This window comes from Streptomyces sp. NBC_01463, assembly GCA_036227345.1.
GTDB lineage: Bacteria > Actinomycetota > Actinomycetes > Streptomycetales > Streptomycetaceae > Streptomyces.
The window spans coordinates 8,833,717-8,846,662 of record CP109468.1; the positions used below are offsets into that span (position 1 = coordinate 8,833,717).

Consider the following 12,946-nt stretch of genomic DNA (forward strand, 5'->3'; position numbering starts at 1 on the left):
TTGTTGACGCTTTCGCAAGGGTGGTGCTCTACTCCCTGCCATGACGACTCTGCCGAAGCTTCAGCCCGCCTCCGTCATCGACGAGACAGCCCGGCTGCTGACCGAGCACTACGTTTTCCCGGAGATAGCCGAGCAGCTCGCCGGCCTGCTGAAACGACGCCTCACGGAGGGCGCCTACGACGTCGGCGACGCCGGGGAACTCGCTCCTCTGGTCACCGCGGACCTGCAGTCCCTCAACGGCGACCGGCACCTGAGGCTGAAGCACCACGCCGACCCGGTGCCCCCGAAGCAGGGAGCGGCCACGCTGGACGCGATGCGGCGCGACTTCGACGCCTCGCTGGGCGGTGCGCCCCGGGTGGAACTGCTCGAAGGAGGCGTCGCCGTGGTGGAGCTGGCACCGATGCTGTTTCCGCTGGAGTGGGCCGCGGAGCCGCTGAGCGCCGCCCTCACCGTGGCCTCCCGCGCCCAGGCGCTGATCGTGGACCTTCGCGGCAACCGGGGCGGCGACCCGGACACGGTCGCCTTCGTGTGCAGCTACCTCCTGGACGAGCGCACCCACCTCAACTCCATGTACTGGCGCGCGGGCGAGCGCAGCGAGCAGTCCTGGAGCCTGCCGTACGTCCCCGGCGCGCGCTTCGGCGGCAGCAAGCCCTTGTACGTGCTGTCCGGCACCAGCACGTTCTCCGCCGCCGAAGAGCTGGCGTACGACCTCCAGCAGCTCGGCCGCGCCGTGGTCGTCGGCGAGCGCACCCGCGGCGGCGCGCATCCCTGCCAGGGCTGGACCGTGCACCCGCACCTGGAAGCCACCGTCCCGGTCGGCCGTGCCATCAACCCGGTCTCCGGCACGAACTGGGAGGGCACCGGTGTGCAGCCGGACGTCCCGTGCGCCGCCGATGACTCCCTCGACCACGCACACGCGATGGCCCTCGCCCGGCTGGCAGGCTGACCCGCGCACACCTTCGACGGTCCCCTTCACACGGGGAGACGGCGCTTGCGGCGCACGTCCGGCCGCGTCGTTTCATTCGTATGAAGAATCTGCCGCCGTGCGCCGCCCGTCGGGGACCGCGGGCGCAGCCCTCGGTCCCCGGTGATCAGGGCTGTCCGCCGCGCTCCAGCGGGATCCTCTCCCCGGCCTCGACCGCCACCGGCAGCCGGTTCTCCGCGGGCGGCAGCGGGCAGGTCGCCAGGTCCGTGTAGGCGCAGGGCAGGTTCGCGGCCCGGTTGAAGTCGAGGCCCACCCTGCCCTCCCCGTCAGGGGCTGCGACCTGCAGGGACCGGTTCGCCGCGTACGTGGTCACACCCGAGGTCCGGTCCGTGAACAGCACCGAAAGGCTGCCGGGATCCCTGCCGTTGAACGCGGTGAGCCGGTGCACCGCACCGCCCAGTGCGAACTCGATCCGGCCGGGGGAGTCGTAGACGTGCTCCAGGCCCTCGACCGCCGCGCCGACGGTCACCTGGCGTGGTTCGTCGAAGGGGACGAAGTGTCCGGTGACGAGCCAGCGGGGGTCGGGGGCGTAGACGGGGGTGCGGGTGAAGGCGGTGCGCAGTGCGTTCCCGGGGTGGCGGGGCCGCAGGATGTCGTGCCCGCCGCGCTTGGCGACCTCGATGACCGCGTCACCGAAGCCGGCGTTCACGCCGGTGCGCTCGGCGAGGACGCCGAATTCGTACCGGCCGCGGACCGCTGTGCCGTCGACGGTCAGCTCCTCGCCCTCCGCCAGGTCGACCACCACCCCGTCCGCCGAGGTCGACCAGACTCCGGGGGCGTCATCGAAGCGGGTCGGTTCGCTGCTCAGCCAGTGCAGGCTCGTGATCGCGAGGAACCCGTGCGGTGCGGCGAGTACCGCCTCGTGGGCGCGGTGCCACTGCTCCCATTCTTGGACGAAACTCACCCGGTCGATGTCCTGGACGGTCATGTCCACTCCTCGGTGTGCGCTCATGGGCCGGGCCCGACTGCCCGGCCGGCGTACTGCCGCATCATGCAACTCCCCGGGGCCCGCGCCCCATTCCCGGATCGGTCACCGGATCCTGACCGGTCCTCTGGCACGGCATTGTTCAACGCGAGCCGAACGGCTAACGTGAGCCGAAATCACTGGCATCAGCAGCAGATCCCGAGCTGCTGACCGGGCCGAGGGATGCGAGGTGACCGGCATGCAGACGCGAGCGACCGACGAGCGCGACGGCGCCGTGCCGCACCACGGCGGGTCCTTCGAGCTGCGAGTGGCCCGGCGCCATGTCGACCTCCTCCGCGTGAGCAGCGCGCTGTGTCCGAGGACCTCCACCGGCCGCTGACCGCGCCCCGGCCGTCTCCGTTTCCGCCGTCGAACGTGGAGACCTGAACGCGCCTCACGCGTCCCGCCACGCCATCCACCCTCGCACCCACCCGGCTTGACGCCTGTCGCGACGCCCGTGGTCCACGACTGCCGCGTCCGGCTTGGCGGGCCTGCCGGGGTGTGGGTGTGTGCGTGCCGCACTGGTCCCGGACGGCGCGGCCGCCGCGTCCCAACGCGCTGATCGCGCCATTCACTCCGGCTTCCAGGCCATCGGGCGCCACCGCCGTCCCACGCCTGCTCACGTCCCACTCGCGCCCACGTCCCGTAGACGCCTTGCTGAACCGACTTCAACCGGAGGCAGTTCCATGTCTGACCACGCGGCCGGCCGTCCCGGCCTGCACCTCGCCCTCGAGGTGGACGGCGACGGCACCCACCCTGCCGCCTGGCGCCACTCGGGGCGTCCACCCGGAGCGATCCTGGCTCCCCGGGCCCTGCGGGACGTGGTCGCCGCAGCCCAGGAGGCGGGCTTCGCCCTCGCCACCTTCGACGACTCGCCACTCCCGCCCGCTACGGGTCCGGGTGCGGCCGGACGGGTGGAGGCCGGAACCCGGGCGGCGTACGTCTCGCAGCTGACCGACCGCATCGGGCTCGCCCCCACCCTCCACGTCACCACCACGGAACCGTTCCACCTGGCCACGCAACTGGCCAGTCTCGATCACGCCTCGCGCGGCCGGGCCGCCTGGCTGGTCGGTGCGGCGGCCGGCGCGGACGACCTCGCCACCGTCGGGGGAGAGGCGCTTCCCGCCGCCGCGCAGCTCCGTGAGACCGCCGACGTCGTCGACACCGCCCGCGCCCTGTGGGACTCGTGGGAGGACGACGCGGTCATCAAGGACGTCGCGACCGGCCGGTTCCTGGACGCGGACCGGGTGCACCACATCGACTTCGAGGGCGCCTCCTTCACCGTCAAGGGCCCCCTGATCACGCCGCGTCCACCGCAGGGCCAGATCGTCGTCCTGGTCCCGGACGCACTGGACGCCGACGCGCGCGCCGACGTGGTCCTGGTCGGGCGCCCCGACGCCGCCGCATTGGCGGCCCGCGCGGCGGAGGCCAGGGCGGCGGGCGCGCCGCTGGTGTTCGCCGAGGTGGAGGTGGTCCTCGACGCGGACACACCCGCCACCGACCGGCTCGCCGCGTTGAACGAAGCGGCGGACTGGCCCGAGTCCGGACGGCTGCGCCATGTCGGCTCCGCCGAGGCACTGGTGCAACTGCTCCGCGAACTCGCCGAATCGGTCGACGGTGTCAGGCTGCACCCCGCCGTACTCGCCGTTGACCTGCCGGTCCTGACCGAACATGTGCTGCCGGCCCTGGCCGCCGCCGGACTGCATCGCGCACCCCGGCCCGGCAACACCCTGCGCGAAACGCTCGGTCTTCCCCGTCCCGCCAACCGGTTCGCCGCCGCGGCGGCCGCGAGCTCCTGAGGTGAGTGCCATGAACGAACGCAACCCCGAAGCCCACGTTCACCTCGGTGTGTTCTTCACCGGCGTCGGTCCCCAGCTGATCTGGTCCGACCCGGACGCGCCTTCGCACACGGCGATCGAGACCTTCGTCGAGATCGCCCAGACGCTCGAACGCGGCCTGTTCGACGCGTTCTTCCTCGGCGAGGGGCTCCGGGTACGGGAGAACCGCGGCCGGGTCTTCGACCTGGACGTCGCCGGCCGCCCCGACGCGATCACCCAGCTGTCCGCGCTCGCCGCGGTGACCGAGCGGATCGGTCTCGTGGCGACGCAGAACACCACCTACAACTACCCGGCCGACCTGGCCCGCAGGCTGGCGAGCCTCGACCTGCTGTCCGAGGGGCGGGCCGGATGGAACATCGTCACCACCGACAACGCCTGGACCGGGGCCAACTTCCGCCACGGCGGCTGGCTGGAGCACGAGCGCCGTTACGAGCGTGCCGGACAGTTCGTCGATGCGGCAAAGGAGCTGTGGGCTTCCTGGGCGCCGGACGCGGTGGCGGCCGACGGGCGGGCCGCAGGATGGGCCGGGCCGGGCGCGATCAGCCCGGTGGAGCGGGACAGCGACCTCGTACGATTCCGCGCCACGGCCACTGTGCCGGGCAGCCGTCAGGGGCGCCCGGTGCTGTTCCAGGCCGGGGACTCGGACGGGGGCCGGGAACTCGCCGCCCGTCACGCCGACGTGGTGTTCTCCGCCAACACCGAGTACGGGAAGGCGGTCGCCTATGCCGCTGACCTGCGCGACCGGCTGGCCCGCCACGGCCGCTCACCGGAGTCGCTGCGGATCCTGCCGGGTGCGAGCCTCGTCCTCGGCGACACCCGGGCGGACGCGGAGGAGAAGGCGCGCTGGGTGCGCGACGAGCAGGTCAACGGCCCGCGGGCCGTCGCGTATCTGGAGCAGTACTGGGGCACCGATCTGTCCGCCTACGATCCGGACGGCCCGCTCCCCGGCATCGAGCCGGTGGAGGGGGAACTCGACCCCTCTCGCGGCACGATCGCGATCGAGCTGCGCAGCGGGAAACTGGCCCTCATCCGGAAGTGGCGAGAGATGGCCGCCGAACGCGGCCTGTCGATCGTCGAGCTGGTGCGTGAGGTGTCCCCGGGCCACCCGACGTTCGTCGGGACCCCCTCGACGATCGCCGACGAATGGGCCCACTACGTGCGCACGCGTGCCGTCGACGGCTTCAACCTGCTCCCGCATCTGCTGCCGGCGTCGATCACGGACATCGTCGACAAGCTCGTCCCGGAGCTCCAGGAGCGGGGCGTGTACCGCACCGCATACAGGGGCACCACCCTGCGGGACCACCTCGACCTGCCCCCGCTGCCCGCCGCCGGCACTGTCTGACGTACCCGGAGACGACGAAACCACCGCGCCTCGCGCCCACAGAAGGGCGCGGGCCACGGTGGTGCCGCCGTCGGTGACATAGGAGGCGCGGGCGGCGCCAGGGTCTTCAGCCGGACATCGCCCGCCGCGGCAACCCGCCTACGTTCCCTCTCAGCGTGCCGGAACCGCCTTACGGCCGAATCCGCGTCGACAGGAAAGAGACCGGCGCCGACGTCACCTATCTCGTTGAGGCCGCCGGCTCAGTGGCCCACCAGCACGGTCGGGTCCGCGTTCTTGACCTTCCTGCGCGGCAGGAAGGCGGCCGGGGCCAGGCAGAAGGCGATCAGGACGGTCGCCACCAGGAACACCGAGGCGAACGCGTCACCCATCTGTGCCTGAATCCCGGAAGGCGTGGTCGCGTCGACGTCCTTGAGGCCGTTGGTGAGGAGCACCGAGAAGAGGGCGGTGCCGATCGAGGCCGCGACCTGCTGGACGATGTTCATCAGCGTCGAGCCGCGGGCGACGTTGTGGTCCGTCAGAGTCGCCAGCGCCGATGCCATGATCGGCATCATCGAGGCACCCATTCCGAGGCCCATCACGAAGAGCGCGGTGATGATGTACGCGTAGGACGTGTCGGAGGCCAGCTGCGTGAACATCCCCATGCCGACCGTGATCACCGCGATGCCGGTCAACACGATCTTGCCGGGGCCGATCCGGTCGGCGAGCATGCCGGCGATCGGCATCGTGATCATCGCCCCCACGCCCTGCGGTGCGAGGAGGAGTCCGGAGTCCAGCGCCGACTCGCCGCGCACCTGCTGGAAGTAGAGCGGGAACAGCAGGCTGGCGCCGAAGAACGCGACGGCGAACAGCGACATCGCGATCACCGAGATGCTCATGTCCCGGTTGAGGAACAGGCGCAGGTCGACCAGCGGGTGAAGGTTGCGCCGGTGCAGGGCCCACGGCACGAACGCGATGATGAGCACCAGCCCTATGCCTGCGGGAACCAGCACCTTGGCGGCCCAGACCGTTCCGGTCTCGGGTATGGACGAGACGCCGTACAGGAAGGTCGCGAGCCCCGGCGAAAGCATCACCATGCCGAGCCAGTCGAAGGTCTCCGACGGCTGCACACGGTCCTTGGGCAGAACGATCGCCGCATAGGCCAGGGCGATCGCACCGATCGGTACGTTGATCAGGAAGATCCAGTGCCACGAGGCGGCGTCGATCAGCCAGCCACCGAGGATGGGACCGAAGATCGGGCCGAGCAGCATCGGGATGCCGAGTACTGCCATCACCCGGCCGACCCGCTCGGGGCCCGCGGCACGCGTCAGGATCGTCATGCCGAGAGGCATCAACATGCCGCCGCCGAGGCCCTGGAGGACGCGGAACGTCACGAGCATCTCGAGCGAGGTGGCGGCAGCGCACAGCGCGGAGCCGGCGGCGAACAGCACGATCGCCAGGAGGTAGAGACGTTTGGTGCCGAACCTGTCGGCCGCCCAGCCGGTGAGCGGGATGACGCTCGCCAGAGCCAGGGTGTAGCCCGTCATCGTCCAGGCCACCTGGGCCGAGGTCGCGTGGAACTCCTTCTGGAACGTCTGCAGTCCGACCGACACCACCGTGATGTCGAGGATCGACATGATCCCGCCCAGCACGATGACGCCGGCCACGAGGAGAACGCTCTTGTCCAGGCGGTCTTGGGAGTCGGCCTTGGGGGGACTGCTCTCGCTTTGTTGTGAAGCGGTCACTTCTCAACCTTTCCAGGGAAAGACAGAACCATCCCGGTCGTCTGGCCCGTCCACGCCCTGGAGCTGCCGGATGGCCGCGACCGTCGTGGAGCCTTGCTCAAACGGGAGACTTCAGCCCTGTTGAGGTCGGAATGCAACCGGGCGCCCCCACCCTCACACCGGACTACATGATGGTTCGGAAAACCGATGAACCTTTATTGAGCAGGACCGTACCACCCGCTGTTCCGCCGGCATGAGGCCGGTAATGGGGTGTGCGCAGGCAGGCACGTCGGAGCCCGGTCGAGGCCTTCCGCTGTGCAGACGGGAGTGGTGACGTCGGTGGGGCGCCGGCTCAGCCGAGCGGGTCGGTGGTGTCGCGCAGGGTGGCCAGGACCGGGGCGTACATGCGGGCCTTGATGGTGCCGAGGGTGTCGCCGGCCTTGTTCACCTGTGCCTGGGCGATCTCGATCGCGGTGGAGCGCACGGCTTCCTCGGTGAGGGCCTGGTCGACGATCCCGGCGGCAGCGGCGTCGGCGCCGCCGTAGCGGTGGGCGGTGAGCATGGCCTTGTGCGCGGTCTGCGGGGCCAGGCGGGACTGGATGAGCGCGGACATGCCGGGAGTGAAGGGGATGTTGATGTCGGCTTCGGGCAGGCACCAGTAGCCGCGGTCGGCGCGCATGACACGGAAGTCGTGGGAGAGGGAGAACATCGCACCGGCGGCGAAGGTGTGCCCCTGCAGCGCGGCGACCGTGACGACCGGCAGCGAGAGCATCCGTGCGAACAGTTCGTGGACGGAGGCGACGTACTCCTGGTGCTGGTCGGCGTGGGCGAACAGCCAGTCCAGGTCGAGCCCGTTGGAGTAGAACTTGCCGGTGGCTGCGGTGACCAGGGCGCGAGGGCCTTCCGCCTTCTCCACCTCGTCGAGCGCGGCGGCGACGGCGGTGAGCCAGTCGGGATGGAAGCGGTTCTCCCCGTCTCCGAGGTCGAGGACGAAGACGTTGTCTTGGCGGTCGAGTGAGGGCATGACGTCTCTTTCGTGACTGGTCAGGTCGGGTCAGGTCAGATCTGGCCTGATGTGAGGTGATCCGGGTCGAGGTCTGCGGGCTACGCCTTGGGTCGGAACGCGGGATCGGTACTCGGGCGGTCATGCAGGGGGTGGAGGAGAGGGTCGTCGATGGGGGAGTGGTGGCAAGCCGGACCCGAGGGGCTCGGCGACGGGCGAGGACGCGGTCGATGCCGGTCGCGCTCGCCTCGTATCTCCGTGGCAGCACAGTGGCGCCGAGAACCTGGTCGCGGCCGTCACTCCTGCGGGGTTGCGGGGCCTCACGGTCCCACCACCCTTCCGACCGAATGTGCGGGGCCCACTTCAACTGTCCCTACCTGCCGGTAACTTATGGGGTCTGTCGTGGGGTACGCAAGAGGGGTGGCGGCATGGGTGGGATCCGTTCCGTGGATCGTTCGGCTCTGGCGGAGTCGCATGCGTACGGAAAGGGCTCGGCGGCGAGGGTGATTGCGGGCCTTGTCTCCTGCGACGCAGGGCGCTTCAGAAGCCAGGTCGCGGGGTCGGCGCGGCCGCCGACGTCGGCGCAGCGCAAGGGTCGCCGGGCCTGCCGTGACGGGCGAACGCCGGCTGAGCTGCCGGCATGGATCCGGTGGTGCGGTCGGCCGTGATGCGCGACCTGAACCGGCCCCGGATCAACGGTCGAGCTGCTCGGGAAGCACTCCGTTCAGCCATCGCTTCAGGAACTCGTCGACCGAAGGGGCTGCCCACCTGCGGCTGTCCGTCTCGTGCTCCCAGAGGAACACCTGATCATGTTGCCCGGGGACGAGGACGATGCCGAACAGATCGCCATTACCCGGGATGTCCGAGAAGAAGACCAGTTGATCGAAGGCCATGTACTGGTCGGAGAAGGAGCGCCGAAGCTCCAGGTTCGTCTGAATGATCGTTTCGAGCGGCGACACCAGATGAAAGCCGTCCTCGCCCAGGATGCCGTTGCTCTCCCGCAGCACCGAGGCCAACATGTCCGGCAGCGGGTGCCCAAGGAGTTCGACGGCCTCGCGCAGCGCGTCATCCGTAGCCGGAGCGGTGAACCCGACCTCGTCCGTGCCGGCGTGCTGAGTGATCAACTCGTTCCACATCGGTCGATGATCGTATCGATCGTCGGGGAAGGCAATGCAACCGCAAGCACCCGGCGGGGCGTGCCCGTGTCGTGCCCGCGCGGTCCGGCCTCCGCGTTCACGCTGCGCGCAATTCGCCGGCGGCGGAAGTGCCCGGACATTGTCCGGCCCCCACGCTAGCGTCGAGCCATGGAACTCACCCAGGTCACCCCTGCCATCTGGCAGTTGGCCTTCCCGGTCGGACACGTCCACTTCGTGCGCCTGCCCGACGGTTTCGGCCTGGTCGACACCGCCATGCCGGGTTCGGCACCCGCGATCCTGGATGCTCTGGCGCGGCTCGGCGGCCGGGCGCAGGACCTGCGGCAGATCGTGCTCACGCACTCGCACATCGACCACATGGGCTCGGCCGCGGACCTCGTTGAGGCCACCGGCGCTCGCGTCCTCGCCGGAGCCGTGGACGCCCCGTTCATCCGCGGCACGGCGCCCGAACCCCAGCCCGTACACACCGGCCCGGAACGCGCGCTCCACGAGCAGATCGTGGCGGGGTTCTCCGAGGCGTACGGCCAGCCCCTGAAACATGTGGCGGTGGATGTGGAACTGCACGACGGAGGCAGCATCGAAGGCTGGGGCGAGCCCGTCCAGGTCCTGCACGTGCCCGGACACACCCCGGGAAGCATCGCGCTGCACCTCCCTTCCAGTGGAGTCCTGTTCCCGGGCGACATCGTCGCCACCGCGCAGGGGCGGGCGATCCTCGGTCCGTTCAACGTGGACAGGCAGCAGGCCATCGCCTCCTTCAGGCGGCTGGCCTCACTGGAGGTGGAAGCACTGTGCGTCCCGCACGGCGAGCCGGTGCTGAAAGGTGCGAGCGAGGTGCTGCGGGCGGCGACTCCGGAGAAGGACTGGGTGTGAGCCGAGCTCATCCGCCTACTGCGACCGGGACGGCGGAGGCGGTGTCACCGAGTCCTGATCCCTCAGGTGGCTGTCCATGGCGGTGTTCAGGTCGGCCATGAACGTTTCGAACCGTTCCAGGAGCTGGGGCGGGTAGTGCGACATCGCGGCGTCGAGGCGCTGGGAGAGCGGGTCGAAGAACTCGTCCGCTCGTTCCTGGATGTGCGCGCCGCTGCGGAGTGTGACGACGCGCCGGTCGGAGTGCTCGCGGGTGCGTGTGATGTGCCCCGCCGCTTCGAGGCGGTTCAGGAGTGCGGTGGTGGCGCCCGTGGACAGGGAGATCCGCTCGCTCAGCCGGGCCGGCGACAGGGGAGTGCCACGCTCCTCGGCGGCGGCGATCTCCAGGACCGCGGTTGCGTCGGTGGAGTGCAGGTCCAGCCAGGCGGCGAAGCGCCGGCCGAACTCGGCGTAGTGGCCGCCGTAGATCCTCAGCGATTCCATCAGCCGTTCGCGCTGCTCCGCGACGCTGTCGCGCACGGCTTCCTCCATGCCTCTGCCCTTCTTCCCTGCCGTGCGGTCCGCACAGTCGCTTCGCTTTGACAACCTACCGCCATCACTTTACCTTCATCGTGGAATTACTTCACCATGGAGGTATCTGGCGTGCGTGACCCATCTCCCACCCCCGACGAGACGACCGAGCCCTACCGGTGGCGCTGGCTGATCCTGGCAGTGATGATCGTCGCGGAGATCATGGATCTCCTGGACGCCTCGATCGTCAACGTCGCCGGACCGGACCTGGAGAAATCGCTCGGGGCCGGTTCCGTCGGACTGCAGTGGGTGATCGGCGGCTACGCCCTCACCCTGGGCGCCGGCCTCGTGCTCGGAGGCCGGCTCGGCGACCGGTACGGCCGGCGTCGGATGTTCCTGATCGGCCTGGCCGCCTTCACCGCGGCCTCGCTTCTGTGTGCGATCGCGCCGAACATCGAGTCGCTGATCGCCTTCCGCCTGCTGCAGGGCATCGCCGGAGCGATGCTGCTGCCCCAGGGCCTGGGCCTGCTGCGGGAGAACTTCTCCGGCCCCGAGCTCACCAAGGTCTTCGCGATCTTCGGACCGGTCCTCGGTCTGGGCGGCATCATCGGCCCGGTCCTGGGCGGCTTCCTCATCGAGGGCGACTTCTTCGGCCTGGGCTGGAGGTCGGTGTTCCTGGTCAACCTGCCCATCGGAATCGCGGCGCTGGTCGTCGCCGCGAAGTTCGTGCCCAGGAAGGCGGGCGACCGAACGGTACGGGTCGACATGACCGGGGCCGCCCTGGTCGTGATGTCCTGCGCCCTGCTGGTGCTGCCGCTGAACCAGGGACAGGAGAACGGCTGGCCGCTGTGGACGTGGCTGTCCATGGCCGCCTCGGCGATCGGTTTCGCCCTCTTCGCCCTCCAGCAGCGCCGCACGGCCGCCGCGGGCCGCGAGCCGCTGGTGACCCCGGGCCTGCTCCGCAAGCCGGCCTTCACCGTCGGCCTCAGCGGAATCGCTCTGTTCTTCGGCGGACTGATCGGCACCCAGCTCGTGCTGACCCTGTTCCTCCAGATCGGCCGGCACTTCACCGCCGGTGAGGCGGGACTCGGCAACCTGCCCCTCGCGGTGGGCACCGCGATCGGGGGCGCCATCAGCGGAGCGTTCCTCGCGGACAGGATCGGCCGCAAGGTGCTGCAGATCGGACCACTGATTCAGCTGTGCGGCGCCGCCGTGCTGTGGTTCGAACTGGACGGCCTCGACGCAGCCTCGTTCTCGATCTGGGACATCGTTCCCGGCGTGGCGGTGGCGGGCATCGGCGCCGGCATGGTGATCGCCGCCCTGTTCAGCTTCATCCTGGCCGCAGTCGACGACGACGAGATCGGATCCGCCTCCGGTGTCCTTTCGGCGGTCCAGGCGGTCGGCGGCTCCATCGGCGTCGCGGTCTTCGGCTCGGTGTTCTTCGCCCGGGCCGAGACCGGTGACTTCACCGGCGGCTTCCACCGCGCGCTGATCGTCCAGGCATGTCTGCTGCTGGTCTTCCTCGCCATCACCTTCCTGCTGCCCAAGAACGCCCGTCCTGAAGAAGAACAGCACGGCATTGCACCTGAGGCCGCTGCCGGCGGCTCCGTCACCAAGCAGCACCTCACCGCGTGAGTCCGGCCCGGGGAAGGCGTACGACGAGCGGCCCGGTCAGCCCGTACGGGTTCGGGCCGCCGTCGTAGGGCGGAGCGGCTCAGGCCACCGAGTGAGCGAACATCCGGCGGTGAGCGGACTCGACGATGACGGCCTGGTTCGTCCTCGTCCGGGAGGTCTTCGGCGGAAGACGTTTCCCGTAGCCGGTCAGGACGCCTGCTGCGCCGGCTTCGGCTCACCCGGGTTGACGACGACGACTCCCTCGCCTTCCAGCTTGAGCTGGACCGCCTCTCCGGAGCCGCCCTTCAGCATGGAGCCGATTCCCTGCGAACGGTGCAGCGACGTGCTCAGCCGCGGGGTCCACGCGACGACCGCATCGGTGTCCACGAACACTGGTGCGTGCGGGGAGACCGGCAGTACCAGGGGGATGCCCGCACTGCTCAGCGCCAGTCGGCCGCTACCGGTGAAGGCGCAGTTGAAGAGGCCGCCACCCGCCATCCCGGCGCCCTTCACCGTGGTGATGTCGTAGCTCAGCGAGGCGTCGAAGCACAGTACGTTCTTGCCGTTGACCGTCAGGCCGTTGTTCTCGTCCACGTCGATGAGGAAGCAGTGGGCCGCGTCCGAGGCGAACCACGCCTCGCCCTCGCCGGTCACCCTCATGAGAGCCAGGCCTTCCCCCGTGACGGCGCGCTTGAGGAAGTTGCCCACGCCCTGGCCCTTCCGCTCGAACTCCAGGGAGCCGCGCCAGGCGACCATCGTGCCCTGGCGTGCGTATGCATCGCCCTTGACCGCGTACCGCACCGCCATCGGGTTCTGTTGCGTGAGACCGAGGGTCTCGGCCGGCTGGATGATGTTCTCGGGATCGAAGAGATTTCGTTGCATGAGCCTCGGGTGCCCCCACCGCAACCACGCAGTCACGGACGGGCGAACTCCGCTTAGGGCTCGCAGAGAACCAAGGTGTTGCACACC

General features: G+C 69.9%; 12 protein-coding genes. 6 read left to right on the forward strand and 6 right to left on the reverse strand.

Features of this window, described 5'->3' with window-relative positions; genetic code table 11:
- Positions 1 to 40: 40 nt before the first annotated feature.
- Positions 41 to 946, forward strand: coding sequence for a S41 family peptidase (locus tag OG521_38725; protein WUW26385.1), 906 nt, complete (start codon positions 41 to 43; stop codon positions 944 to 946).
- A gap of 145 nt (positions 947 to 1,091) precedes the next feature.
- Here OG521_38725 and OG521_38730 read toward each other — a convergent pair whose 3' ends face one another.
- Complete coding sequence (locus OG521_38730) at positions 1,092 to 1,913, reverse strand: DUF1684 domain-containing protein (protein ID WUW26386.1); 822 nt, start codon at positions 1,911 to 1,913, stop codon at positions 1,092 to 1,094.
- Positions 1,914 to 2,148: 235 nt separating this feature from the next.
- Between OG521_38730 and OG521_38735 the strand changes: the two genes are divergently transcribed.
- From OG521_38735 to OG521_38745, 3 genes are all read left to right on the forward strand, one after another.
- Complete coding sequence (locus tag OG521_38735) at positions 2,149 to 2,289, forward strand: hypothetical protein (GenBank protein WUW26387.1); 141 nt, start codon at positions 2,149 to 2,151, stop codon at positions 2,287 to 2,289.
- Positions 2,290 to 2,635: 346 nt separating this feature from the next.
- On the forward strand, positions 2,636 to 3,748 hold the full coding sequence (locus OG521_38740; protein ID WUW26388.1) for an LLM class flavin-dependent oxidoreductase: 1,113 nt from the start codon (positions 2,636 to 2,638) through the stop codon (positions 3,746 to 3,748).
- Between the two features lie 10 nt (positions 3,749 to 3,758).
- A complete protein-coding gene (locus tag OG521_38745; GenBank protein ID WUW26389.1) occupies positions 3,759 to 5,129 on the forward strand; it encodes an NtaA/DmoA family FMN-dependent monooxygenase in 1,371 nt (456 codons plus the stop codon).
- Positions 5,130 to 5,368: 239 nt separating this feature from the next.
- On the opposite strand, the gene OG521_38750 is transcribed toward OG521_38745, so the two are convergent.
- From OG521_38750 to OG521_38760, 3 genes are all read right to left on the reverse strand, one after another.
- Entirely contained in the window at positions 5,369 to 6,772 is a 1,404-nt protein-coding gene (locus OG521_38750) for a DHA2 family efflux MFS transporter permease subunit (protein WUW26390.1), read from the reverse strand.
- Between the two features lie 409 nt (positions 6,773 to 7,181).
- Complete coding sequence (locus OG521_38755; protein WUW26391.1) at positions 7,182 to 7,853, reverse strand: enoyl-CoA hydratase-related protein; 672 nt, start codon at positions 7,851 to 7,853, stop codon at positions 7,182 to 7,184.
- 671 nt (positions 7,854 to 8,524) lie between these two features.
- Positions 8,525 to 8,968, reverse strand: a complete 444-nt coding sequence (locus OG521_38760; protein ID WUW26392.1) for an SMI1/KNR4 family protein — start codon at positions 8,966 to 8,968, stop codon at positions 8,525 to 8,527.
- A 168-nt stretch (positions 8,969 to 9,136) separates the two neighbouring features.
- Here OG521_38760 and OG521_38765 point away from each other — a divergent pair, with 168 nt between their 5' ends.
- Complete coding sequence (locus OG521_38765) at positions 9,137 to 9,856, forward strand: MBL fold metallo-hydrolase (GenBank protein ID WUW26393.1); 720 nt, start codon at positions 9,137 to 9,139, stop codon at positions 9,854 to 9,856.
- Between the two features lie 15 nt (positions 9,857 to 9,871).
- On the opposite strand, the gene OG521_38770 is transcribed toward OG521_38765, so the two are convergent.
- Positions 9,872 to 10,384, reverse strand: coding sequence for a MarR family transcriptional regulator (locus tag OG521_38770; GenBank protein ID WUW26394.1), 513 nt, complete (start codon positions 10,382 to 10,384; stop codon positions 9,872 to 9,874).
- A 111-nt stretch (positions 10,385 to 10,495) separates the two neighbouring features.
- Here OG521_38770 and OG521_38775 point away from each other — a divergent pair, with 111 nt between their 5' ends.
- On the forward strand, positions 10,496 to 11,998 hold the full coding sequence (locus OG521_38775; protein WUW26395.1) for an MFS transporter: 1,503 nt from the start codon (positions 10,496 to 10,498) through the stop codon (positions 11,996 to 11,998).
- A 186-nt stretch (positions 11,999 to 12,184) separates the two neighbouring features.
- Here the strand turns inward: OG521_38775 and OG521_38780 are convergent, their stop codons facing one another.
- Entirely contained in the window at positions 12,185 to 12,859 is a 675-nt protein-coding gene (locus OG521_38780; GenBank protein ID WUW26396.1) for an AIM24 family protein, read from the reverse strand.
- Positions 12,860 to 12,946 lie beyond the last annotated feature (87 nt).